This window comes from Acutalibacter muris (assembly GCF_002201475.1).
GTDB classification, from domain to species: Bacteria; Bacillota; Clostridia; order Oscillospirales; family Acutalibacteraceae; genus Acutalibacter; species Acutalibacter muris.
On the sequence record NZ_CP021422.1, the window covers coordinates 1,805,428 to 1,828,886 of the forward strand.

Here is a 23,459-nt window from a genome sequence, read left to right on the forward strand (position 1 = left end):
CAAAGCTTTCGGGCGCTTCGGCGGGGACAGTTTTATATGATTGAGAGGGATTGCGCTAGACTCCCAGACGCTTTGCCATAACTTCATAATTCATACAGTATACCATGGCTGTTTCTCTGGTAATCCGTCCCTGCTGGTAGAGCTTCAAAAGGCTGCCGTCCATAGTGCACATACCCTCGCTGGCGCCAGACATCATCACTGAATCCAGCTGGTGAAGCTTATCCTCTCGTATCATATTCTGAATCGCGTTATTTGTCTTCATAATTTCAAACACCGGGATAAGCCTGCCCTCTATGTCAGGTATTAGCTGCTGGCATACCACTCCCTTGAGAAGCTGTGCCAGCTGTATTTTTACCTGTTGCTGCTGGCCGGCCGGAAACACGTCGATTATCCTGGTGATAGTGTTGGCCGCGCTGCTGGTATGAAGGGTGCTGAACAGCAGCAGCCCGGTTTCTGTGGCCGTTATAGCCGCGGATATAGTGTCATAGTCCCGCATCTCTCCCAGCAGTATAACGTCCGGGCTTTCCCGCAGTGCGGAGCGCAGCGCCGCAGGGTAACTGATCGCGTCGATGGATATTTCCCGCTGGGTAACGATAGACCGCTCATGACGGTAGACATACTCTATAGGATCCTCCATCGTGATAATATGGCAGTCCCTGCTCTGATTTATCCGCTGTATCATACAGGCAAGCGTAGTGGATTTCCCTGTGCCCACAGCCCCTGTGACCAGCACCAAACCCTTCTGATTTTCCGTAAGGGACAGCACCTCCTCAGGTATGCCCAGCAAGGCGGGGTCAGGCAGGCCGAATTGTATAAGCCTTATCACCGCCGCCATAGAGCCGCGCTGTCTGAATACGTTTACCCTAAACCGACCCATGCCGCGCACAGCAAAGGAGAAATCGTCATCTTTTCCCTGGGCGATTCTCGTCTGGTCGCGCCCAATGAAACGGTAAATCTGGTCTATCAGCGCCTGGGTATGCTCCGGCATAAGTATGCCCTCCGTCAGCCTTTGCTGGTGCCCCTTGCACTTTAGTGTTACCGGCAGTCCGGCCACTAGGAAAACATCCGAGGCATTCCACTCTGCCGCCTGGCGCAAAACATTCTGGATATCCATCTTGATGACCTGTCCTTTCACATATAGAGTAAAACTATCCGCAAGCTCAGCCTCCGTTCCAGAGACCGCCTATATCCTCTTTTGGCTCCCAACTTTCCTGTGTGAATTGCCAGCTTACCACACGGAAACCTCTTCCTTTCCCGGCCAAGCCTATCCGCAGGCTCATACCGTTTTCAGACAGTATTCTCCAGAACGTGCCGTTTTTGTCCCTTTCCAACTGGTTCAACGCTCCGGGATCCTTAGCCGTCTCCCACAAAAAAGCTTGCCCCTTTGCCTCCAGTGAATACCTGGTATCCACCGCTTCCGCATATCTCCGAGCCATACTCAGGTCCCCTCTTGCGGTAGTCAAAGCCAGCAGCCCCAGTACGGTCATGCAGATCACTATTACCGTCAATAATAAAGCTAATGGACCAAGCCGCACATGTATCTGTTTCATAAGGCTCTCTCTTTCATTCATAGAATACTGAGGTTTCCAGCTCGTAAATCGGATCCTCCCGCCAAGTCACAGTGATATCATAGTTTGTCAGTCCTTCTATGTCCTCCCAGGTTATCACAACTAAAAATCCTCCGTCTGGGTCCGGTTCCATATCGCCGTTATACCTTGCAAGCAGCTTTTGGGACTCCAGGTGACATGCCGCATTGTTGTCTCCCCCCAACAAATCCACCATTTCGCTGTGGTCGTCAGTCCCTCCGACTATTTCCGCCGCATTTTCAGCAAGCTGAACCGCGCCGTTAAGTGACTTGGCATTAGAGCTCTGCTCCTTAGCTGTGGCGAACACATTGGAAAGGACAAGGATAACGCCGGTAAATACAGCCACCAGCAGAAGCATTTCTATATAAAACACCGTAATTCTATGCTTATCCCTCATACTCTGCCCCCGCTCTCAGGGTGAAAGCCACGTTACCCTCGTCTGTTATAACCCGAAAGGTACGCTTACCCACCTTATCAACCCGAAAAATATCCGTCTTACCAATGACTGTAGCGCTTCCAGGGGCCAGCGGCGAACCGGAAAGGGCATAGTCCTCCAACAGTTTTCCGCCCTGCTGATAAACCCTCACAGCATAGCCGCTCTCTATGTCCGCAAAGCTTAATACCTGTCCGGCAGTATCTTCGTACAGAGTAACTGCGTCTTCTGTATCAGCGTTCTTCGCACAGGTGGAAAAGTAGCTCAACAGCAGACGGCTGCGCCCATTATCCTCCTGAACCTCAACTGTTCCGCGGTAGATTCCCGCTCCAAACATGGCCAGGAACAAAAAGCCCAAAAGAAACATGCCCTCCACCGCCAGCGTGGAAAACATCACAGGTAAACTATTCTTTCTCAATACGACCGCCCCCACACCTTAGGGTTTACTGACCACCGTCACTTTAGGCGGCAGATTAGAAGCAAACACCTCATATGTTACATAATAATCCTCTCGATTGACCCGCAAACCGTAGTTATCCTCCATATATGAGAGTTCCGGCGGGTAAACACCCTCCACCACATAGCACTGTTGAGCACAGTTCTGTATCACGGCTTTAAGTGCAGTTGCTCCCTCCTCTTTTGCATTGCGCCGAGAGCCCCCGGCAAACAGCCAAAAACCATAGACCAAGAGGACGGCGGTCAATATGGCCGCGATAACCCAAGGCCATAGTTTTCGCTTTTTATCAGTATACAACGGCCGCACCCTCTAACCTATGGAATTCATTATGCCCAGCAAAGGGAGCATAACGCTGAGCAGGGACGCCCCCACTGTCAACAGCAAAACCCCTGAAAGCAAAGGATCCACAATGCCGACAAGCCGGTCCGTCAGGGTGGTACAATGCTCCTCTAAGAGGTCTGTCAGCCGCCACAGCACCAGCTCAGATCTTCCGCTGCGCTCTCCGGCAAGCAGCATACGGCCATAAACCGGCTCGAATAGTCCCTCGTCATATGCTGCGTGGGCAAAACTGTGTCCGGCTTCTAGATGTGACATACAGCGCAGCAATTTTTTTTCAACCGACCTACATCTTGTCATCTTAATGCTCTCTTCCATTGCCACATCTTGTAAAGTTCCGCTGGACAAATATGTAGTGTACGCACCCATAAACCTGTATAATCCCAACTCACGCAGTATTTCTCCACATAGCGGTACCTTTTCGAGTAGCCCCTCAAGCGCGGGACGGCGCTTGCTTCTCCAAACCAGCCTTCCTATCAGCAGTGACATGGCCAGCAGAAGCATTACACCCAAAGCCACCCAGCAGAAACCGTATGCCCAGCTGATATAGCTGTAGGAGGAAACCGCAAGGCTGCCCGTCGTACGTTCATAGACCCGTGTAAATGCTGGAAGGACCATGGTCAGCATAAGGGCCAGCACCGCGATTATCATAACCAACATCACCGCCGGATATGTAACGGCGCTGCGCAGCTTATCCTCCATGGTTTCCTCATTCAGATAATATCTGCTTAAGCGGAACAACACCGCCTCCAAGCGGCCGGACTCCTCGCCGACTGCGATCATCTTCACGGCATAGGAAGGGAACGCGCCACAAGTCTCCATTGCATCAGCCAGCTTATGCCCCAGATTCAGCTCTGCCTGCATAGCGGATAGAGCATAGTCTAAAACGCCGCCCTTGCCGTCGCTCTGCCGCAGCAGCTCCACCGCCTCGTCCGGCTGTATGCCCGATTGGGTCATCAGGGCCATGCTCTCGCAGAAAGCGCTGACCCCCAGAGCATCCAGCAGTTTCCCCCTCTTTTTTCCCATAACGCCACCAGCTTTCAATAAAAATACACGTCAGTATAGTTGGTCCCATCTCCGATAAATTCTGAACCTGCGCCATTAGCTGAGAAGGTCATGTCCAGACGGCTCCAGCTATTTGACTCGACCTCATAGCCAACCGTCACCCACCCGCTCTCCTCAGTATAAAACATATTCCATGCATGATAGAGATCATTGGGTTGAACATAGCCAAAGACTATCTTAGTGGGTATACCCTGGCTGCGAAGCATTGCGGCTACCAGACTGGCATAGTCAAAGCATATTCCCTTGCCGGTGGACAAGGTCTCGTCAGGAGACGGCAGGTATCCCCTTTTTACATGGGTGGCCTTTTCCTTGTCATAGGTAACATGTTCACAAATATATTCGAATACAGCCTCCACAACACCCAGAGCATCCGGCTGCTGTGACGCTAGCTCGGCGGCAACCTCCACGCATATGGAATCCTCATCATAGTCTGCATACTGGCTTGGACGAAGAAACGGCTGAAAATCATCCTTCAACCTTACCTGAGTCTCCACGCAATATGCTTCGGCATATTTTGTGCCCACGGTATTTGCAAGCGCACGGAAAATATAGCTGCCATTCCCGCACTGTAATGGATAGACCGCAGGCGTACCGTCTGAAGGCAGGTCATAGTCGTAAATCTGTTCACCCATCTCTACACGGAATTTCATACGAACGTCGCTTTCAGCCGACACAGCAACATACCCCATGCTGATCCCCGTTAGATCTATCAGTACCCCGTTTTCCCCTTGTGCAGAAGCATGGTCAAAATCAGCCCTGGCAAACTCCGGGGCCTGGTATGGAGTAAATTCCTGCGAATCAGGAGCTTGCTGCTTATCCGGCACACTCTGTTCGGTTTCAGTGACAGACGAGGAGGGAGTATCCTCCAAAGGCATATCCGTATGGGCCACCATGCACCCCCCTAGGCACAGCAACGCGAGCATGGCGTACAAAAGCTTTTTCATTCGTACCATGAAACGCCTCCCACTACTGCGTACCTACCTGTTCCAGTCTACCGTGCAGCACATATCTTGCCTCATCAAAATCATAAGCGCAGGTAGAAAGCACCACGCACCGGCTGTCATCACTTGGCCTGTCTTCAGTGATAAAATCAGACTGGGCCAGACACTCGGCGAGATAGGCAGAAAAATCGCTGCCAGGCCCACGAAAGATAGTATATGTATTTGAGTAAGCTGAAGTGGTGTAGCCGCTGAACAGCCTCACCTTATAATTTTCCTGCGGCGTCAGCAGCCATATCACAGGATGGGAGTCAAAATAATCTTGATCCTCCCATGCCTCCAACCCGCCAAACATAGAGCCGTCCTTCATACTATGTCCGTAGATTATGGAATTAGAGTCGGTGAACCCGGGACTGCACTGTGAGTCTACGAATATAGCGCCACTCTGATCTTCAGCACCTGTATAAGAATGATGCAGGTAAAATTCATTGTCGACGCCCTGGATAACAGGGTAATCAATAGTCGTGCCAGGACAATACAGCCACGCTACTACCTGCGGGTTATCCCCTTGCAGACGCTCAAAGTCCACTATGATAGGTGGCCCGGCATCATCAATGTCAGAAGCTGCCGAATTATCCTCGGCCTCATCCATATTTGAAGTTGTGATATTATCATCTATATCGGTCTTCTGAGTATATGCCGAAGCGGCGTCAGCATAGCTCTGCCTGCTGGCCTTATATGTCCTGCGAATAGCAAACACCGCAACGCCGGAACCAAGGAAGACCAGCAGCGCCAATATCATTATAATTGCTCTGACTCTTTTTCCCATTCACAACCCTTTCCATCTTTTTTTCCTCTGTCCCTGATACGTCCTGCAAGGAGGTTCAGCATAGCCCCACAGGCTGCGAAGCATATCATATATACTTTACCTATATTAGTAGTGTAAATGACCATATATTCCCCCATATAAGGCACATGCCGCTCCACCCTGCCAATCACCCCAGCATATGGTACAGGTTTTATATCCTCTTTTTCATTTGCGTCACCTTTCGTTACAAGCTCACCCTCCAGCTTTTTGTTCTCAACAACGCGATGTGTCACTACTGAATCCGAACTTTCAAAGGCAATAATATCACCCTCAATAATTGACTCCGGCTGGACCGGAGCCACAAGTATCAGGCTTCCAACAGATATTTCCGGCTCCATACTCCCGCTGACAACATTATATATCTCATACCCGAATATCTTTGGCAATGTAAGCAGTAGACTGGAGCATATAACTGCCGCCAATATCAATATGCCGAAGATATTACACAGGGCAGCAGCAAGTCTTCTCATTGCTCCTCCTTCCTTCTCCTGCGAAAGATAAGAAACCAAAGGGCAACTGAGAAACCGCCCAGCATGGCTACGCCTCCTGCTATCTTCGCCGCAAGTGGGAGGTGGTTCCAGAGCATCTTTCCATCAGAGTTAAGCTTTTCCACGCCTTCCTCAAAATTGGCCATGGGTACAAGATTGTCATCCAGGTCAATTTTGTCCTTAGGCGGTCCGGCTTGAGGTACATCGTTATCAAGTATATTCTCCTCAGGAGGTGAGGTCGGTTCAGGCACTGCGGACACGGCGGAGCTTTCAGTATTATCCTCCTCCGCAGCCGAGCTTTCTTCGCTCGTGCTGCTGGTATTATCAGGAGGAGTAGTTGGCGTAGTCCCGGAAACCACGGTAGTGGTCGTATTTGTATACACCGTGTTCTCCGGCAGCGGCGAATAGATAAAGGTAAACACATTCTCCGCCTGATCCTTAGAAAGGGTCTTAGTAAGATTATACGCCTGCGGCTGGTATCCCTCAATATATTGATAGGCAATGACCGGCCGATCGCCTATATTGCCGTAATAGGTCTCGCTGGGGGCCAGCTCACGGCCGTCGGCAGTCTGATATCTGACGGTATACTCCACCGGGTTTGTAAGCACGCCATAGGCCACCACATAGTCCTGGTCCCTGTCCACCGTAAAGGCCGCCACGCGCTCGCTGCCGCCGGTTTCGGACACCTCGTCCGTACCCTTCCCGCTCTCACGGATACCCTTTACGTAATACTTACTTCCATTGTTCAGTGAAACCATATTATTATGGAATATGATCTGTTTCCCATATGGAACATTTTCACATATCAGCATATTCCCATTATCGGATATACTTCCGCCGTTGCCGCCGGAACCTACCATGGTCCCCTGCTGCCCGGCGTAAATGCGCACAGTATAGGTATACCCTTCTCCAGCCGCCTGGGGAACAGCAAGTACAAGAAGAACAGCAAGCGCGGACATCAGGCTCATAAGCCGTCTAAGCAGTTCCATTTTTCATCCCCCTCTCTTCTTGTCCTTTTTCATACTGTATACTCCCAGCACCAACAACACAATGCCGCTGACAGCCATGGCCGCATATAGCGGCAGCAGGTCTGTGTCGTCCCCTGTGCGCACCACTTGGGTGCGGTTGTTGTTCCGGGTATTGTCTGTGGAAAGCTCCACCGCAAACTGCATCTGCAAATCAGCCAGAGAGTCCTGGTACACGTTGTTGATGGACTCCTCATCAAGGGCAACCCTAAGAGTAACCACACCCGACTGGTTTGTTGCCAGAGTGTCAAGATAGAAATAGTCCTTCAGCGCGCCTGTGGCTCCGTGGAGCCCCTCTCCGGCCTCGCCAGTATTCTCGCCGCCTACCGCGTCACTGTCGAAAAAGACCTTCTCCTTGCCGTTCTTATCCTTATAGGTAAGCTTATAGGAATATGCCCCGCCTTCCGCCACAGAGTTATTGTCCTCCATAGACGCTATGACCTCATTGCGCATATACCAATCCGTAGACTTGGAGTTCGTGTTCACAAGCTTTATGGTAAATATGGCGCTGTCTCCTGCCTGAAGCTTTCCTATCACATCACTCATATTTGTGGCCATATCCGCAGGCTCAAAATTTGACTCAAGCGTGTCAGTAAAGGTTACCTGCCAGTCAGAGCCACCTTCATAGGTAACCGCCAATGCAGCCGGGCCGCATAGTGCTAGGACCGACGCAAGAAGGTATGCAAAAATTCTCTTAATTCTTTGTCTCATAGGCGCCTCCCCTTAACCGTCGTCTACAAGGCTCAGCTTCTGGTCGGAGGATACCTTTACCTTTCGGCCCCAGCTGCTCCATATTGCCCCTTCAGCATTATGAGTCTGCACAGCGTTGACTTCTATCTCCAGCCGGAATTCCACACCGTCATAATCGTATGTGGTGGTTATTACTGTATAACCGTCACGTTTGGTTATGTCATGGGTTACATGGTCCGCGGCCAGTCCATCCACCGTGAGAGTATCGCTGAAAATCGGAGTCGTCTCCCCTGCGGTCAGAATGCTGTCATAATAGAGAGTGTGCCTTTCCGATGTGTCCGCCTTTCCATCCCTGATCCAATGCTCTTGATTCACCAGGTTCAAATCTATAAGGTCCGGCGACCGGTCTTGCAGTTTGGTCTCGCTGCCGTTTTCATCCACCTTCACCCAATAGCGGTAGACATTCACCCGCACATACTGGTCGATGGTACCGCTGTTGCGCACAGCCAACTCCTCTTTATAGGCCTTGCCCATCACAAAGCTCTCGTCCTCTCCCAGCATCCCCCTAAAAAGCCGCTCGTCTATGGGTACATCGTTTATGTCCCAGATATCGTCTGCAGACTTCTTGTCAAAGTTCCTCCAGGCTATGGAATTGCCGTTTTCCAGAAGTGTAACGCCGATCTTCTGAGTCTGTATACGGGAGGTATATGTCTGGGAAAAATAAGTCAGCGCGGCCCTGGCGCTGCCAATACTGCCGCCAACCAGCAGCAGCGCTGCCGCAACGAATAGGCAGAGGTTTCCTATAGTCCTCCCTTTTATCCTGCGTTTTTTATCCATTACTCAGCGCCCCTTTCTCTGGCCCGGAGCGTCTGACTCCAGTTAGCATAGGGATTTCCGTTTTCGTCATAACGGACCGGCGTGCTCTCATAAATAACCACTACGTTGAATTCTTGGCCGTCTTCCTCCTCGGGGTGGTTGTTTATTTTGACCAACAACTCTGGAGTCTCCATGCCAGGTTCCAAAATACCGTCATAGTAATAGAAGCCGTCAGCCCCTGGTTTCCAGTGATCCCCCTCATATGTCAGGTTGTACTCGCTGCCGCAGAAAGCCTTAGCGCGGATATAGACCGAAGTGCCGTCCTCGGAATTAGTAATTACCACGTGCTTGGTCCAGTCTGATATGTCCGGCTCCTCTATCTCCGTTTCAATCTTTTTGGGTTGTATGCGAACCCCGCCCCGAGCCTCGGTATAGGTGGAGAAATATCCCCAGGCAAGGGGCAGATTGGCGGCCAGGATCAGGACTATGGTTATAGCCGCAAAAATGACCGATTTCTTTTTCAAAGTTCCCCGCCTCCTTACTCTAAAGCATCATATTCGCCGGTATTGTCCACCAGTTTTTCCACCTTCCACCCACCGTCATAGGTGAAGCGGTTGGTTATCGCACCGCCACTGTTGTGGCTCTCGTTATAGTTATTTACAAAACCCACTCGTGCAATTTCATCGGCCATTATGGTCGCCGTCTGCTCAGGTTCTGTTTCGAGCACATACACAGCCCCGGAGTATACTTCCTTGACCGTTACCACTGCCCCCACAGGCAGATTTTCCACCGTAAGGACTTTTTCTCCTGGCGCGGTAAAGGTTATGGTACGCACATCACTGCGATGCTCGCCGTTCTCCTCCCAGTCTATCTGGAATACAAATGTAGCCGGAGCGGAGGTCTCATAGGTCTTCAAGGTCTTTACAATCTCAAGCTTGCCCTTTAAATCATCGCGCTCGGGCTTTAGGTTAACCTCCAAATCATACAGCCACTCACCGGGATTCGCGGTATTGATCCCACTTTCCCCAGGGGTCTTGCTGGGAAGGGCCACCAGCTCCGGGTTAAAGGTGTACACACTGGTGCCGGCCTCCACCTGGGTAACTATGCGGGAATTCCCCTCTTTATCCTTGATGGTCTTGACAAAGTCAGCGTCGCCGCGTTTATGGGCCACCAGGAGATACACCCCCGGCTTAAGCGTCGCATTAACGCCGCTGTCCACGCTCATATCCGGCTTCCTGGCCTCCGGCAGGAGCGCCGTTTCAGCGGCCTTCTGGGCCATCTCAGCCCAGCCTTCATTGGTTATATTTTGCGAAATATCCAGGTCAAAAGGATCCACCCGTGTGAAGCCATATAGCGTTTCTTCAATCCTCCAATCCGCGACCTTATACAGATCAATCACTATATCAGCCTCGGACAGGTCCTTGGCCATGTCCTCATTGCCCTGGGCCTTGCTGTCACAAGGGTTGACCTTCAGAATGCAGTCCCGGTTAAGGTCCAGGGTATCATCGGCGGCAGCCGCCCATATCTGGCCCGCCAACCCCATGGCCAGCAGCACCGCCATTAATACCGCCGCCCAACGTCTTGTTTTCATGGCAACTCCTCCTTGAATCTAAAGCTTACTTCCTTTTTAGCAGGTCCTTAAGGTCCTCCGGCGTTATTTTGGGCTTGCGGCGGCGGAAATATATCAGCGCCACCACCAGCAAGAGGAACAGTATCGGTATGCCCACCGCCGGTATCACTATATAGTTCGGCACTCTTATAGCCTCTGACGCCGCCATCAGCGCGCCGTCCACGTCCTCTATGCGCCGCCCCCGCAGCAGTAGCCTATGGCTGTTCACCCCATAGGGCGTGCAGGTCTGAAGCGTACACAGGTCCTCGCCCTGATATAGGTTCATCTGGGAGGTGTCCTCGGGCACCACCGTGACTATCTGCTCTATCTGATAGGTATAAACCTCGTTGAGGACGGAAACAGTAAAGATGTCGCCCACCTTAAGCTGGTCCAGGTCCGTAAAGAGCCTTGCCGAGGGCAGCCCCCTATGGCCGGAGATGGCCGCGTGGGTCCCCGGTCCCCCCACGGGCAGCGACGTTGCGGAGAGGTGCCCGGTGGCCACCTGCAGCACCGACTCCTCCGTGCCGTGATAGATGGGCAGGTTCACCCCTATCACCGGGATATTGATATAGCCCATTATGCCGTTTCCGCTCACGTCCAGCAAGCTCTCGTACTCGGCCTGCTCCTCCTCCGAGAGCACCCAGCGGTTCTGTCTGTGCCACAGCCGTTCGTTATACTCCCGGGCGGCGTTCAGAATTTCGTCGATCTCCTCCTGGGACATGGCGTCAACAGTCTCCACATATGCCGCTATGGCCCTTGACTGGTGCATGGAGTTCCACCAGTCGGAGAAGGAAGGGTACAGCAGTAAGCAGAGCCCCGCCAGCACAATGACGGCCAAAAATATATTTGTTAAATTCTTTTTTAGCCATTTTGCCATAAACAAGGCTCTCCTTAATGATGTCCCCCCGAAGGGGATACCCGCCGCCGGACAGCGGCGGGTATAAAATTCCTGACTAACGTGCTAATAGTTCAATGCCGAAAAGTTCAAAAGCTTAGTTGCTCATGCGCCGCTTGGTGAACAGCACCACGCCCGCGCCGACCACCAGGACCGCGCCAACGATATACAGTATCGTTGTGCCCATGCCGCCGGTGCTGGGGAGAGTGGAACCCTTGTTGTTGGCAACAGTAATGGCTGCGCCCTCCTGCTCCTCGTTATTGACAGCAACAGTCCACGTCACTTTTTTGGTTTCTTCATCAATTTTAGCGATCACCTCAACGGTTATATCCTTTTCAAGCTTATTATACCCAGCGGGGGCCTTGGTCTCTACCAGAGTATACGTACCAGCAGCCAGACCACCAAAATTAAACTTGCCGTTCTCGTCGGAGGTGACAGTTTCTACCACAGTATACTTCTTGGGGTTCTCGCCCTCCATGACGTATTTGGGGGAGCCGTTCTCGTCCTCGCCCTCCACTTTATAAACGTAAGTGGTAGCGTTCTCACCTTCGCCCTCAGTCTTCTCCTCTGAGAAAGCAGTGTCACTCCAACGGATAAACTGGCCGTCGACATCCACAAACTTGATGACATTGCCCTCGCTGTCCTTCAGCTGGAACTCAGCTCCGCTCAAAACCTTTGTCCCATCTTCACCATCAACCTTGGTACCCTCAAGGGTAAAGGAGTATACGGGAACATCAACCGGGGGTGACACGCTGGAGCCGGTCTGATCATCGTCATAGGGATTGTTGGGGTAAACAAGGGTCACTTCGTTTTTAACGCCTGTTCCTACCTGCTCCACTTTTTCAAGCAGAGCCTTGTAGGTGACTTCGATCACGATATTGTCACCGTCAATAAACTGCGACCAATTATTGGTATCCGTGCCAATAATTTTGAAAAGATCCAAGGATACCTCAAAGGTCGGGGTCTTTTCACCAGTAGCTGCGGGGCTATTATTGATGTTGTAATACGCTTTATCAATCTCATTGCGCTCGTCATTGACAGTATAATATACATGGAAATCAGCCTCAGAAGGCAAATAGAGCAGTCCCTCCTCCATATAATCGCGGAAAGTGAGATTATATGTGGATTTTTCCTTGTCGTCACCAGGCTTAACAAACTGGCCCAAGTCTTTAACCGGCACGGTTGCTTTAAGAACATAGGGAATCATATCGCCTACGTTGTAGTCATATGGGCCGCCAACAACAATGGGGTCAGTTTTATCAACGTCCTTATCCGGTGTGGGCTTGGTGGGCTTGGGCGTAACGTCAGTGGGGCCAACAACTCGCACCATGATACCAGACACAACGTCCTCAGAGCCTTCTGCAAGCTCTGTGGTATCCTTAATCACATAGTAGCCGCCTTCAAGCTCCCAGGTAAGAGGAGTTGTAGCGTCATCCGCATTTTTTAAAGAGTCATCAACTGCGGTCATGTTTTCATAATCCAAGCCCGCTACAAACTCATTCAGTTCCTGGGTGGTAAACTCTGAAATTTTCTCCGCAGCTTTTGCGGCAGTCATTTCAGTGTTTTCACTTGACTCCATCTTCCAACCTGAGGAACCATACTGAACATTGGCAAGGATCCAGTTTTCACCGTCCTGGGCCGGGTTACCCTTGAACAACTGGTAAATTTCATACGTGTGCCCCTTCTGAGGGGTGTTCATGGTGAGGATAAAGGGCCCTTCACTCGCGGGCTTGCCGGCTTCATCAGCAGTAGCCAACGCTGGCAACGCGAATGCTGCGCAGATGGCTAAGGCCAAAACCAGAGCCAAGAGCTTTTTGATGTTTTTCATTCTCTCATATCCTTTCAAAATATAATTTTATATCGGGCCCCCGCCCGACTCACTCCACCCCGCCTATGACCGTAAACGGCCACACGCGGAACAGCAGCTTGCCGACGATAAGGTCCTGTGTAACCGGCCCCAGTGCCGTGTTTCGGCTGTCCACGGACTGGCTTCGGTTGTCACCCAATACAAAGAACTCGTCTTTCGGTACGCTGTAGGGAAACGTCACGTTGCACTCGCCAAGGGCCCTCCCGGTCACATACGGCTCTGAGAGCGCCTGACCGTTCACCGTAACATTGCCCTCCTCGTCTATATCCACCTCGTCCCCGCCCACAGCGATAATGCGTTTGACAAGGAGCGTGTTGTTATAGTAAAAAGCTATCACATCCCCCCGGCCATACTGGGCGGCCTTGCCGGTGACGACGAAATCGCCGTTTTGCAAAGTCGCGTTCATGGCGTCGCCCTTTATCTCCAGCACCGGGAACATGAGCACCGCCACAATAACCGCCGCGGCTGTCACCACCAGCAACACGAATATGGTGGTCCTAAGCACCCTGTTGTACTCTTTCTTGTGGTTTTCTTTTTTCAGCTCGGCTTCAATCTGCTCAATAGTTGGCAGATCCACCTGTTTGCTCTTCATCAATATCCCTCTTGCCTAGGGCGACCGACGAAGCACCTGATTCCGGGAAACAGGCAGGCCGTTGACTATTTCTACCACGTTCAGCATCTGTACTTTTTCCGGCTCTTTTTCGGGCACAGGTATGAACTCGTCCTGCGCCTGCCGGGGAAAACGCGGCTCAGGCGCGAAGTGCGCGCCCTGTGGCTGCGGCTCCTTCTCATATTGATAGGCCGGCTGGGGTTCCGGCTGCCTGTACTGCTGGGGCGCACTGTAATATCCCCCCGGCGCCGGCGGCCTTACATTATATTGCTGCGGCACAGTCCACTGCTGGGCCCTTGGCTCGGCTGGAGCCGACAAAGGTGCCCTAGCCGGCGGCGGCTGAGTCTTTTGCCGCTCCTTTTGCTGCTGGACCTGATGGCCCTGGTTTGCTACCGGGCCGAAGAGGTAGTCGTAATACTCCTGCTCCCTGCGGGTGTGCCTTTGGGCGGGCGGCAGCTCAGGTCTTGGCGTGCCCCCATATGGCGGGTCAGGCTGCGGGGTGGCCGATACTCGCGGCTGAGCCGTCTGGGATGGCGGAGCAGGCTCCGGCTGTACAGACGGAGTGAGCGGCCGCTGTACTACCGTTTCCTGCGGCGTTTGCGGCATAGTTTGATGATAAGCCGCAGTCTGCTGTGAGACTGAAGCCTCCTGTGGCGGAGCGTAATAATCGTCGGGCACAGGAAGGGTCCGGGCCGCAGCGGTCTGGGGCCCGCCTACACCCCCCTGCACGGACTGTAAGGCGGAGCGCAGTTTATGTATTTGCGCATCCTTATCGTCCAGCCGGCGCTTTAACCGTTCATAGCTTTCCTCAAGCTGGCGCAGCTTCTCCTGGGTATCGGCCAGCTCCTGCTTTGCTTTTTCGGCATCCCGGCCCTGAGCCAGCATCAGCTGCAGCATCTCCCTGCGGCCTAACTTGTGAAGTTCCTTGTCGGTCAATGGTCCTCCCCCCTCTACATTCAGTCTTTCTTACCATGCTTTCGCGCCAGCAGACAGCCTACGGCAAGGATCATCAGCGCTCCCGCGCCGGTGAGTCCCCATATGCCCCTGCCGCCGGTTTTGGGCAGCTGGTAGGTTTTGAAATTGTTGTTGAAAACTACTGAGGCAGAGACATTATCCTTTATTTCACCCGAAAAAACCTTTTTACCATTTTCCTCCGAAGTAGATCCCATCGGCTTATTGCCTCCATCTCCCTGCTTTATTGTAGCGCCCACTTCGTAGTCATACTCGCCTTCCTTAAATTTAAAGTGTAACTTTCCGTCAGTACCTATATCGTAACCGTCATATACTCCACATTCCGTAATAGTAAACTGAGTTTCTGCGGGCAGATGGTCAATCACAATATACTGCCCATGCTTTAAGGTGAAATAAGCTCCGTCACTTACAACGTCAGGATCCAGAAGGATAGCTTCAAAATTGTCCGTATCCTCATCATCTTCTTCGCCGCCTTCTTGACTGTCACTGTACTTAAAATAGCTATAGTTGTCTGTTAGTTTGGTGCCATCTTTATTCTTCAGTGTAAGCTTGAACAGGAACTCGTCGGTCGAATCATCATACTGCTCCGTTTTATCCTCCGTCCCGAACTCGCCGCTGACAGGAGTTTTCGTGACCTCTTTTTTTATCTCCAGCCGGCGCAACTCATCCTCTGTCTGCGTACTCGTAGCGCTGCGCACTGAGGGCAACGTGTACTGCATCCAGCACGTAGAGCCGGAGGCACCGCGCTCGGTGTAGAAGAAGTCCAGCTTGTAGTGTGCGATCCCATGTTCGCTTTCGTCGTCCTCTGTCGTCAAATAATCCGGGTTATTTTCAAAAATTGTACCTTTATCCTTGCCGACATAGTCCCACAGGTTTACATACTCGCCGACTGAGGAGTGCACGCCGCCAATGTCGCAGATAAGCTTGGTTTCCGCACCCGTTATTGGGTTTCCATCTTTATCCACCTGAGTGAGGAACACCCACATATCGTCGTCGCCGAAAAACAGGTACTCCAGCGGACCTTTATATTCGGTGGTCAGGTCAAAAATCACACTGAAATTCATACCGAAGTAGCTGTTGTGGTCTTGTGCATCATCACTTGGAGGTAGTTGTCCAGTCTTGCCGTTGCCATTGGTGTTATCAAACTTTTGATTAGCTGTATCCGCTCCAAAGTGCAAATCGTCATTCATAATTTTATCCAGGGGCCAAAAGTTATTGGAAGCCACCACCCTACATCTAGGATCACTACATTTTTGCGTGTGGTCTGGTTGCGGAGTATAGCCATGATAAAACCTGGCTGAAAAAGAAGTCAAATCACTTTTTGATGATAGCGAATTATCTTCATTGTCGTAAACCGAGGCAGAAATAAGCGTGTACGTATCTCCCTGTCTTTTAAAATTCAGACCGCTATTTCCATATACCGTCCTCCCGCTTTGACTGCCACTGCCGAAAAGATTTGGCCCGTCAATTCCAGCGTTGAAGATAACATTGCCGTTAGCGGCAATTCCTGTGGCTATTTGAAAAGTACAATTCCCATAACTGTTTCCATTTGCTTTGTTCAGCGTATAGCTATTCCAGACTACATCGCCGTAATTTGTCCCAGCATTTCCATTACCAAATGCATATCTAGCATCCGTAGAGCTACTCGCGTTATATTCTTCGCTGCCGTTATATTTATTGATCCCATAATTTGTAGTATTGACAGTGCCTCCATTTTTGCCTTTTGCCGCTCCGTCAGTGATGTCATAGTCATAGAAATTCGCTTTAACCGGGTTTTCACCAGAACTCGGCTCAAAAACCAGACGGATAACAGTATCTTTTTTAATTGGGAAATACCAGTTTCCATCTTTTTGGAACGGCTTATACTTGTCTGCTTCGGAAACACTGTCACCACTATTGGGCTTATTTGTGAAATGGCATAGATCGAAGTCGCTTACCACGTTATCTACAGGAACTTCAGCATTGCCAAGGTTACTTAAACCGTAAACATCCCAATTAGCGGAGATGTCCGCATCTTTAATATTAGCATTCCCGCCTTCTTTGAGAACCCATATCTGCTTGAGGTTATAAAATGTCTCGGTTCCTACTGGTTTAAAATATCTCAGGTTTGGCCGCTGAATATAGAGTGAAGAAACTTCAGTGAAAATCTCACGCCATTCAGAGTTTGTCTCGATCTTATTATCTTTAAGATTCAGTCCCATCAGTTGATTGCCGTTAGGACTTTTATCCTTGCCGCCGCCATTTTTAGGAAGGTCTCCTCCTGACGTATTGATAACAGCCAAATCTGTGCCTTGCTTATTTACAACATCCAGCCATGCATAATACTGCACCGTAAAGTTCGGATTGTCCTTTGTGTTGGCCGTCACACCAAAATGATCTTTATTAACCCCGTCATCAATGCTTCTGCTCTTGCCGGCGGTGCGCAGCACGGTTTTGACAGTCTGCGGTTCAGTACCGTCACCAAGCACAGCCGCCCCATTAGCAATCACCGGCGAGTCGCCGCTGACATTTTCATTGGCAATATCAAGCAGCTTTGTCTCAAGGTCAATCTGGCTGAGCATAGCGCCAGTGGCAGGCATGGAGTAGTCATCTTCATACCCAGTTTCAGCCTTATCTTCCGATGTTGTCTCCACAGGTACGATAGTGAGCATAGCAACGCTGGGAAGCTCTGCGTCCTCCGCTGCCATAGACTCCTGTTTCTCACTCAACTCTGCAGCAGCCGCCATCAGCTTCTCCTTGGCAGTGATCTCTAAGGTCACCGTGCACTCGGAGATATCCAGTTCTACGCCCTTATAGTACATAGTATAGGACAGAACTTTTAGGCCGGGCAGTCCATTATCATCATCCACGCCCTCGGCATAGTCCGCGTATAACCCATACTCCTGCGAATCCTCGTCCCTCCGTTCAACCATCAGCCCAAGAGGATTATCCTGATCCTCCAGCACATTTGCCGGTAGTGTGCCGCCCGCTATCGTAATATTATCTGCCTCCGGCTCAGTATTCCATATAACGGGTTCCGCAGTTGGTGCAGCCTCCGAGCTTTCAGTTAAGGAGGGATCCATTACATCAACCGGCTCTTTGGTGGCTGTGGGTTCTTCAGTTGCCACTGGCCCAACTCCGCTTTTCTCCTGCTGGCTGTCCTCTGCTGACGGTTCTATAAAGTATATCCCATCATCAGAAACAGCGTCCTCTTCATAAGTGGCTTCTGGCTTTGACAGGACTCCATCATCTACCGAAGCATCACCATCTGCTGGCTCTACCGGCTCTATATCAACTACATTGGGTTCTGCCGGCTGGATTTCGTCATGGCCTGGCTGGTCTGCTCCGGCTTTGGGCCGCGCGATACCCTTGACATTGAAAATCATCCTATAGTCGTCGTCCTCATATTCAAAGGACTGGGATATATTAAGCACTACGCTGCCGACATTCTGATCGCCGGTAGTATCCATACTATCCGTTGTGCTCTCATTACTGCCCGGCTCCTCCGCCGGCTGTTGAGTTATACCTACCAGGGCCCCAGGATATACTTCCGTGGCAAACCCACCACTTTCCTGTTCAGCCATTTCCAGAAGTTCAAATTTTGCATCTTCACTTTGCACAAAAATATTCTGTTCATCAAGGCTTTCACTGCTGTTATACCACGCCGCAGCCATTACAGTTCCCTGCTCTGAGGGCTCCACAAGAAGCCGGATAGGCTCAGACAGCTCCGGCTCGCCGTCAGCCCCGGATACAGTTACCTTTAATAGCGCATTCAGCTGAAGTTCATCTCCGGGTACCGCCTTGCTTAACTGCTCCTGCTTCTCAGGCAGGCTCTCCTCTTCATCTACCCGTTCTATGTTGACCCTGGTATTCTCGGGGAAATCTTCGCCGTCATAAATAGCAGTCACGCGCAAACTGGCTCCCTGGTACACAGCGGTCCGCTGCCCGGGCATATCCGCCTCCTCGTTTCCGCTCCCGAGTTGGGACACCAGCTTGCCCTCAGTATCAACAGCTGCATAGCAGCCGTCGCCATGTATATGCTCCAGGACCTGGAGCTGCCCGCATTTCAGCACGGGGGCTCCCCACTGGTCACACACACGGTTCTCTTCTGCCGGAGCTTCTCCAAAGCTGGAGAAGGCAACTGTATCTACATCAACGCCCTTTTCGGTCAGTTCCTGTATCTGGGCCTGGTCAAGCTGATCCACCGTGTGCAGATAACAATCCTCATTATGTGTATGCAGCTGCACTTCACGCTTTCCGCATATAACAGTAGACTCCATAGTATAACAGGCCTCTGAATGGATATGTCCGCCGGTGCCCTCCTCAAAACCGCAGGTTAGCACTGTCGGATAACAGCTGTCGTCATGAGTATGTCCGTTGCCCGGCTCCAGTCCGCAAATCAACTGTTCCTCCTCGTCGTAGCAGCCGACATCATGAGTATGACCCAATGTTTCTTCAATACCGCAAACAGGCTCGGCAGAATAATCCGGCCCCTGGCAGCTGTCCGAATGTATATGTCCTCCCTCCCCCTCCTGTAGGGTGCAGGTAAGGACACGCTGCTCCTGATAGCACTCCTCTGTATGAATATGCTCCTCTATCTCAGGAAGTATACATATAAGGTTCCCCATATTATCAACGCAGCTTTCAGAGTCGTGCTTATGCACCACAAAGTCCGCCATACCGCAAACCAACAGCTTCTGCGCCCCCTCCTGCGGTGGCGTATAATAGCACGCCTCAGTATGCTGGTGTGGCAGGTCGTGAGAGAGCACGCAATCGAGCACCTGGCTGTTCATCGCGCGGCCGCTCATACGCAAGGCCATAACCGTGCCTATTACCACGAAACTTGCCATGCCCAGAAAAACCGCTACCCTTTTCCTGCGCCTTCTCTGCTCGCGCAATAATTTAACTGCCTGCCTATTTGGAGATTCCATACTGCAGCCTCCTTCATAAACCATAAATCCATGCTAGTTATTCCTGATACCATCAGTTTATACTCAAAATAATTATGTTTCGCTCAGAACAGCTCAATCCTGTCCAGCGGCCAGATGCGGCAGGCTACCCTGCCCAGCACCATATCTGCTCCCACGCACCCTACTGCGGCATGGCGGCTGTCGATACTGGCTGATCTGTGGTCTCCCAATACGAAGTATTGGTCTATTGGCACCTGATATGGCAGCGCCACATCACAGCTGCCTTTTGCCCTCTCTTCAAGATAAGGCTCCTCCAGCGGCACATCGTTTACATAGACCACACCGTCGCCGTCGATATTAACTGTGTCTCCGCCCACGGCAACTACCCTCTTTACAAAAATGGTATTGTTGTGATAAAAAGCTATAATATCTCCTGAGGCAATCTTAGTGCCGCTTACCGAAACTATCACGTCGCCATTTTGCAGTGTAGGGGTCATTGACGTACCTTCAAGCTGTACTACAGGAAACAGGAATACCACAAGGATAACCACCGCAGCCGACACAACAGATAGGAAAAACAGCGTGTTCCGAACCACCATGGTCCAAAAGTGTTTCTTTTGTTCGAGCTTCAGCTCATGTTCCAGCTGTTCAATCGTAGGTCCTTCATTCAATGCCTTTTCTGCGCCTGTCTCGGCGTTGCCGGAGGGAAACTCAACGCCAAGGACCTCCTGGCGCGTAGCCTTTTTCATTGTCCATCTCCCCTATATCTGGCCTTATACTTGTTTTCCTATCCAACTTCCAGTTGTAACGCTATTTTTTAGGAAAATCACATCAATCAGATAATTTATATGCTCGCTATAAAACCCAAAATCTAAACTATGGGTACGCCCCAAGAACGCACCACAATGGATCCGCAAGCTGTTGGGGAGGAACACAGTACTACAACAATAATATAGCATGTTTCAGAGTGAGTGGCATACCAGCAGCACGAAATGCAGGATTTTCTGCCTGGAATGTAAAAATTTAGGCTTTATAGCGCTGCCAGGTTGACTTAACGGGCCTTAGGAGTGTATAATTATATATAACAGAGATTCAAAATACGGAGGTATGGAAATGGCAAACTGGAAGGATTACGCAAAACTAGCGAAGGCTAAAGCCCAAAAACTGGCTGCCGGAATTGAGCAGAAGAACCGGTATGCCGCTATGCTGAATCGTCTGCGCACCGTTATCCGCTGCCAGGAGCAGGCCGCTGAGAAGGAGTACATGGCCTTGGGGCGTTATTACTACAATGCTCTGCGTGACAAGGAAACCCAGGTGGCCGAGGAACACTGTAAAAAACTGGACCATCTGAACGCCATGATAGACAGCACTCTGAAAACCCTTGAGGAAGCCGTACGGGAGCAGGAGGCCGTTAGCATCGGTATAATTGGCGGCGAGGACGGTCCCACCAACGTGTATATTAACGAGCCTAAAAAAGAAAGCACCCTGTTCCACTTTGGCCGCGGCCCCCTTGAGATCACCGTGACAAGGGGCACCGTGTATCACCCTGAGGAGGACAGTGAGGAAATAGATTTATGCGGCATAGAAAGCTTTGACTATGACCCTATGCAGGAGAAGACCGTTTCCTCCGCCGCGGCTGAAGCGCCGGCAATCAAGCCTAAAACTTTGTCTGAACCCGAGTTCACCGGTGCCGAACTCGACGAGAATGACGGACTGCCCTTTGAAGGCTAGGTCGGGAGGGATAAGGGAATGTCAACGGAAATCGTAAAGGATATCGTCTGCCCACAGTGCGGCGAATCACAGAAATATAGGCTTTATGCCAGCATAAACGCCAAGGAGCACAAGGATTTGAAGCAGAGTATCCTTGAGGAGACACTGTTCGACTGGCGCTGTAAGCGCTGCAACTACTTTGCCGCCATGGCCTATCCCTTTGTCTATATCGACAACGAAGCAGGTTTTGTGGTCTGTGTGGCCCCTGGTGGAAGCGGCAGCACGGTAGAGGCTACCCCGCCGCTTAAAGCCTATGTAAAGCGCCGGGTGAAAAACCTGGCCGAGCTGAAAGAAAAGATCCTGATTTTTGACAGCAAGCTGGATGATGTGGCCGTGGAGCTGGTTAAAAACGCCCTGTGCACCATAATCCGGCGCAGCTATAACAATGTCCGGCTCCACGCCTATTTTAGCAGGATAGAGGAGGAAAAGCTAGAGTTCGCCATCTACCTTCCCAGAAAACCGGAACCTGTGTATCACTCTACCCGTATTGAGGTGTATGCCCAGTCCCAGGAGGTGCTGCGGACGCTGAACTACTCTGACCCGGAAGACTTCTCCGTGGTAGACGCAAGGCTTGCAAAGCGTATTATCGAGGAGTACCAGAACGCATAGCTTTAACGCAAAAATAACCCGGCGGGCTCCGTAGCCTGCCGGGCCTTTTTGTCTAGCGGTATATGGGTTGCAGCTGCTCGCCTGCCAGCGCAAGCTCAACTGTTTCACCTAAAAGCGTAAAATCGGCCACCAATGAGAACGGCTTCTTTATCGGGTCATCTTGGCGCAGAGGCACAAAATATACGTTTTTTGTATTCATAAGCCGCGCGGCGTTCTGCCCTGATGCCGCTATGGCGTCGTTGCTGGCAAGGCATATAATTACCGGCAGACCAACGCGCAGTGTGGATTTTACAGCCATAGTCACAGGTGTATCCGTAATGCCTAAAGCCATCTTCGACAGAGTGTTCCCCGTACAGGGGCATACCACCATGGCGTCTACCAGATGCTTCGGGCCAATGGGCTCGGCTTCAACAATGCTGTGCAGCACCTTCTGCCCTGTGAGCTCCTGCGCTTTCTTTATAAAATCCGCCGCTTTGCCAAACCGGGTATCTGTCTCATAGACGTTACGGGACATAATTGGGAGAACAAAATACTTCTTCCGCAGCTCTGCCAACTGCTCCATCGCATTTCCCATGGTACAGAACGAGCCGCACATGGCGAAACCCAGCGTTTGCAATCAGACCATCTCCTTTCTGTCTTCATTCAGCATATTATAAACCGTCTCCTTTATCAGCTCTCCTGAGGCCTTCGGCGACATCCTCCCTGGAAGCGACGGCGCGGCCAGCACCCGCAGGCCCAGACTGCCGGCTGTCTCAAGGTCAATGCCACCGGGCGCAGAAGCCAGCTCAATAATCAGCGTATCAGTCCTCTGGCTTTCCAGTATTTGTGCGTCCAGCACCCTTGCGGGCACAGTGTTAAATATGATGTCGAAGGAATTCACAAGCTCACTATAGCTCAATGCCCGGCAGCCTGTGGCCCTGATGCTGGTCAGGTCGCTGGCCCTCCTGGCGCTGCACGACACCCTAGCTCCCATACCCTTGAGCATTCCGCACAGAGCCTTGCCTATGCGCCCATAGCCCGTTACAAGGCACTGCGAACCCCCTAATCCACCTTCATACTCCTGCACCGCCAGCCCTATCGCTCCCTCGGCAGTCAAATAGGCATTGCCGGTAACCAGCTCCTCTCGGGAGTAATAGTCCCGGGAATCAATACCCCTCCAAAGGTCCGAGGTCGCGGTCAGCCTCGGCAGCATACCGCCGAATACCCGGCTGTTCAGGAATAACCGGGCAAAATCGCCGTCAAGCCGCACCTCAAGATTAGAGAGCGGCGTATTCAGATAACATCCGTCCCGAGTGGCGGGCAGCGGCAATATAATAACATTGCAGCGCTCCACAAGGCTGTGCATCCCAGTTTGGCGAAGTCCCATTGTATTGCGGGCGTTTTCCAGGCAGCAAACCGACACCTCATACCCGTCCTCCTGCATGGAGCGCGCAAGATATATCTGCCGCTCGTCCCCTCCGATTATGCCAAAAGTATTCTTAGCCATATCCTCGCTCCCAACAAATTCTGCCCAGAGGGGCTTGCCCGCCCCCTTCT

24 protein-coding genes are annotated in these 23,459 nt (G+C 51.5%); 2 read left to right on the plus strand and 22 right to left on the minus strand.

Translation table 11 applies throughout. The features are described from left to right. Positions 1 to 55 precede the first annotated feature (55 nt). The 20 genes from ADH66_RS09120 to lepB (ADH66_RS09215) form a co-directional block, all read right to left on the minus strand. On the minus strand, positions 56 to 1,135 hold the full coding sequence (locus ADH66_RS09120; protein WP_407922916.1) for a type IV pilus twitching motility protein PilT: 1,080 nt from the start codon (positions 1,133 to 1,135) through the stop codon (positions 56 to 58). A gap of 25 nt (positions 1,136 to 1,160) precedes the next feature. Further along, positions 1,161 to 1,550, minus strand: a complete 390-nt coding sequence (locus ADH66_RS09125; protein WP_157130726.1) for a hypothetical protein — start codon at positions 1,548 to 1,550, stop codon at positions 1,161 to 1,163. Between the two features lie 13 nt (positions 1,551 to 1,563). Next, positions 1,564 to 1,983: a hypothetical protein gene (locus ADH66_RS09130; RefSeq protein ID WP_066541509.1), complete on the minus strand. Its 420-nt coding sequence runs from the start codon at positions 1,981 to 1,983 to the stop codon at positions 1,564 to 1,566. Next, positions 1,973 to 2,437 carry a DUF4860 domain-containing protein gene (locus ADH66_RS09135; RefSeq protein WP_157130725.1) on the minus strand — a complete coding sequence of 155 codons (465 nt, stop codon included), beginning with the start codon at positions 2,435 to 2,437 and terminating at the stop codon, positions 1,973 to 1,975. The genes ADH66_RS09130 and ADH66_RS09135 overlap by 11 nt, the downstream gene beginning before the upstream one ends. Before the next feature lie 18 nt (positions 2,438 to 2,455). Next, positions 2,456 to 2,629, minus strand: coding sequence for a hypothetical protein (locus ADH66_RS20620; RefSeq protein WP_207653060.1), 174 nt, complete (start codon positions 2,627 to 2,629; stop codon positions 2,456 to 2,458). A 156-nt stretch (positions 2,630 to 2,785) separates the two neighbouring features. Beyond that, entirely contained in the window at positions 2,786 to 3,838 is a 1,053-nt protein-coding gene (locus tag ADH66_RS09145; RefSeq protein ID WP_066541503.1) for a type II secretion system F family protein, read from the minus strand. Positions 3,839 to 3,852: 14 nt separating this feature from the next. Beyond that, positions 3,853 to 4,830, minus strand: a complete 978-nt coding sequence (locus ADH66_RS09150; RefSeq protein ID WP_066541502.1) for a transglutaminase-like domain-containing protein — start codon at positions 4,828 to 4,830, stop codon at positions 3,853 to 3,855. A gap of 13 nt (positions 4,831 to 4,843) precedes the next feature. Then, positions 4,844 to 5,611: a class B sortase gene (srtB, locus tag ADH66_RS09155; RefSeq protein ID WP_207653061.1), complete on the minus strand. Its 768-nt coding sequence runs from the start codon at positions 5,609 to 5,611 to the stop codon at positions 4,844 to 4,846. A 5-nt stretch (positions 5,612 to 5,616) separates the two neighbouring features. Next, on the minus strand, positions 5,617 to 6,153 hold the full coding sequence (locus ADH66_RS09160) for a signal peptidase I (protein ID WP_066541500.1): 537 nt from the start codon (positions 6,151 to 6,153) through the stop codon (positions 5,617 to 5,619). After that, the gene (locus ADH66_RS09165) at positions 6,150 to 7,160 is read right to left on the minus strand and encodes a MucBP domain-containing protein (RefSeq protein ID WP_066541489.1); all 1,011 of its coding nucleotides are present in this window, start codon (positions 7,158 to 7,160) and stop codon (positions 6,150 to 6,152) included. The genes ADH66_RS09160 and ADH66_RS09165 overlap by 4 nt, the downstream gene beginning before the upstream one ends. Before the next feature lie 3 nt (positions 7,161 to 7,163). After that, entirely contained in the window at positions 7,164 to 7,907 is a 744-nt protein-coding gene (locus ADH66_RS09170) for a hypothetical protein (RefSeq protein ID WP_066541486.1), read from the minus strand. 12 nt (positions 7,908 to 7,919) lie between these two features. Further along, positions 7,920 to 8,723, minus strand: coding sequence for a hypothetical protein (locus ADH66_RS09175; RefSeq protein WP_066541484.1), 804 nt, complete (start codon positions 8,721 to 8,723; stop codon positions 7,920 to 7,922). Continuing rightward, the gene (locus tag ADH66_RS09180) at positions 8,723 to 9,226 is read right to left on the minus strand and encodes a hypothetical protein (protein ID WP_066541482.1); all 504 of its coding nucleotides are present in this window, start codon (positions 9,224 to 9,226) and stop codon (positions 8,723 to 8,725) included. The genes ADH66_RS09175 and ADH66_RS09180 overlap by 1 nt, the downstream gene beginning before the upstream one ends. 14 nt (positions 9,227 to 9,240) lie before the next feature. Beyond that, complete coding sequence (locus tag ADH66_RS09185) at positions 9,241 to 10,293, minus strand: DUF5979 domain-containing protein (RefSeq protein ID WP_066541480.1); 1,053 nt, start codon at positions 10,291 to 10,293, stop codon at positions 9,241 to 9,243. 25 nt (positions 10,294 to 10,318) lie between these two features. Beyond that, entirely contained in the window at positions 10,319 to 11,188 is an 870-nt protein-coding gene (locus ADH66_RS09190) for a class C sortase (protein ID WP_066541478.1), read from the minus strand. A 115-nt stretch (positions 11,189 to 11,303) separates the two neighbouring features. Next, the gene (locus tag ADH66_RS09195) at positions 11,304 to 13,034 is read right to left on the minus strand and encodes a SpaA isopeptide-forming pilin-related protein (protein WP_066541477.1); all 1,731 of its coding nucleotides are present in this window, start codon (positions 13,032 to 13,034) and stop codon (positions 11,304 to 11,306) included. Positions 13,035 to 13,083: 49 nt separating this feature from the next. Continuing rightward, on the minus strand, positions 13,084 to 13,665 hold the full coding sequence (lepB, locus tag ADH66_RS09200) for a signal peptidase I (protein WP_066541474.1): 582 nt from the start codon (positions 13,663 to 13,665) through the stop codon (positions 13,084 to 13,086). A gap of 15 nt (positions 13,666 to 13,680) precedes the next feature. Then, on the minus strand, positions 13,681 to 14,619 hold the full coding sequence (locus tag ADH66_RS09205; RefSeq protein ID WP_066541470.1) for a hypothetical protein: 939 nt from the start codon (positions 14,617 to 14,619) through the stop codon (positions 13,681 to 13,683). A 20-nt stretch (positions 14,620 to 14,639) separates the two neighbouring features. Continuing rightward, positions 14,640 to 19,565 (minus strand): DUF7601 domain-containing protein, encoded by a 4,926-nt coding sequence (locus ADH66_RS09210; protein ID WP_066541469.1) that lies wholly within the window; start codon positions 19,563 to 19,565, stop codon positions 14,640 to 14,642. An 83-nt stretch (positions 19,566 to 19,648) separates the two neighbouring features. Further along, positions 19,649 to 20,293, minus strand: a complete 645-nt coding sequence (gene lepB / locus ADH66_RS09215) for a signal peptidase I (protein ID WP_084384576.1) — start codon at positions 20,291 to 20,293, stop codon at positions 19,649 to 19,651. 364 nt (positions 20,294 to 20,657) lie between these two features. Between lepB (ADH66_RS09215) and ADH66_RS09220 the strand changes: the two genes are divergently transcribed. Beyond that, positions 20,658 to 21,275 carry a hypothetical protein gene (locus ADH66_RS09220; RefSeq protein WP_066541468.1) on the plus strand — a complete coding sequence of 206 codons (618 nt, stop codon included), beginning with the start codon at positions 20,658 to 20,660 and terminating at the stop codon, positions 21,273 to 21,275. A gap of 18 nt (positions 21,276 to 21,293) precedes the next feature. Next, the gene (locus tag ADH66_RS09225) at positions 21,294 to 21,923 is read left to right on the plus strand and encodes a CpXC domain-containing protein (RefSeq protein WP_066541467.1); all 630 of its coding nucleotides are present in this window, start codon (positions 21,294 to 21,296) and stop codon (positions 21,921 to 21,923) included. A gap of 52 nt (positions 21,924 to 21,975) precedes the next feature. Here the strand turns inward: ADH66_RS09225 and ADH66_RS09230 are convergent, their stop codons facing one another. Together ADH66_RS09230 and ADH66_RS09235 are read right to left on the minus strand one after the other, a co-directional pair. After that, positions 21,976 to 22,539, minus strand: coding sequence for a dipicolinate synthase subunit B (locus ADH66_RS09230; protein ID WP_257789565.1), 564 nt, complete (start codon positions 22,537 to 22,539; stop codon positions 21,976 to 21,978). Beyond that, positions 22,540 to 23,409, minus strand: a complete 870-nt coding sequence (locus ADH66_RS09235) for a dipicolinate synthase subunit DpsA (RefSeq protein WP_066542055.1) — start codon at positions 23,407 to 23,409, stop codon at positions 22,540 to 22,542. Positions 23,410 to 23,459: the final 50 nt, after the last annotated feature.

What these genes read in the sequence shown, in the direction of transcription:
- ADH66_RS09190 (WP_066541478.1), bottom strand. Translation starts at nt 11,188, where the DNA reads ATGGCAAAATGGCTAAAAAAGAATTTAACAAATATATTTTTGGCCGTC.
- lepB (WP_084384576.1), bottom strand. Translation starts at nt 20,293, where the DNA reads ATGAAAAAGGCTACGCGCCAGGAGGTCCTTGGCGTTGAGTTTCCCTCC.
- ADH66_RS09150 (WP_066541502.1), bottom strand. Translation starts at nt 4,830, where the DNA reads ATGGTACGAATGAAAAAGCTTTTGTACGCCATGCTCGCGTTGCTGTGC.
- ADH66_RS09220 (WP_066541468.1), top strand. Translation starts at nt 20,658, where the DNA reads ATGGCAAACTGGAAGGATTACGCAAAACTAGCGAAGGCTAAAGCCCAA.
- ADH66_RS09160 (WP_066541500.1), bottom strand. Translation starts at nt 6,153, where the DNA reads ATGAGAAGACTTGCTGCTGCCCTGTGTAATATCTTCGGCATATTGATA.
- ADH66_RS09170 (WP_066541486.1), bottom strand. Translation starts at nt 7,907, where the DNA reads ATGAGACAAAGAATTAAGAGAATTTTTGCATACCTTCTTGCGTCGGTC.
- ADH66_RS09195 (WP_066541477.1), bottom strand. Translation starts at nt 13,034, where the DNA reads ATGAAAAACATCAAAAAGCTCTTGGCTCTGGTTTTGGCCTTAGCCATC.
- ADH66_RS09125 (WP_157130726.1), bottom strand. Translation starts at nt 1,550, where the DNA reads ATGAAACAGATACATGTGCGGCTTGGTCCATTAGCTTTATTATTGACG.
- ADH66_RS09130 (WP_066541509.1), bottom strand. Translation starts at nt 1,983, where the DNA reads ATGAGGGATAAGCATAGAATTACGGTGTTTTATATAGAAATGCTTCTG.
- ADH66_RS09210 (WP_066541469.1), bottom strand. Translation starts at nt 19,565, where the DNA reads ATGGAATCTCCAAATAGGCAGGCAGTTAAATTATTGCGCGAGCAGAGA.
- ADH66_RS09165 (WP_066541489.1), bottom strand. Translation starts at nt 7,160, where the DNA reads ATGGAACTGCTTAGACGGCTTATGAGCCTGATGTCCGCGCTTGCTGTT.
- ADH66_RS09225 (WP_066541467.1), top strand. Translation starts at nt 21,294, where the DNA reads ATGTCAACGGAAATCGTAAAGGATATCGTCTGCCCACAGTGCGGCGAA.
- ADH66_RS09145 (WP_066541503.1), bottom strand. Translation starts at nt 3,838, where the DNA reads ATGGGAAAAAAGAGGGGGAAACTGCTGGATGCTCTGGGGGTCAGCGCT.
- ADH66_RS09235 (WP_066542055.1), bottom strand. Translation starts at nt 23,409, where the DNA reads ATGGCTAAGAATACTTTTGGCATAATCGGAGGGGACGAGCGGCAGATA.
- ADH66_RS09185 (WP_066541480.1), bottom strand. Translation starts at nt 10,293, where the DNA reads ATGAAAACAAGACGTTGGGCGGCGGTATTAATGGCGGTGCTGCTGGCC.
- ADH66_RS09175 (WP_066541484.1), bottom strand. Translation starts at nt 8,723, where the DNA reads ATGGATAAAAAACGCAGGATAAAAGGGAGGACTATAGGAAACCTCTGC.
- lepB (WP_066541474.1), bottom strand. Translation starts at nt 13,665, where the DNA reads ATGAAGAGCAAACAGGTGGATCTGCCAACTATTGAGCAGATTGAAGCC.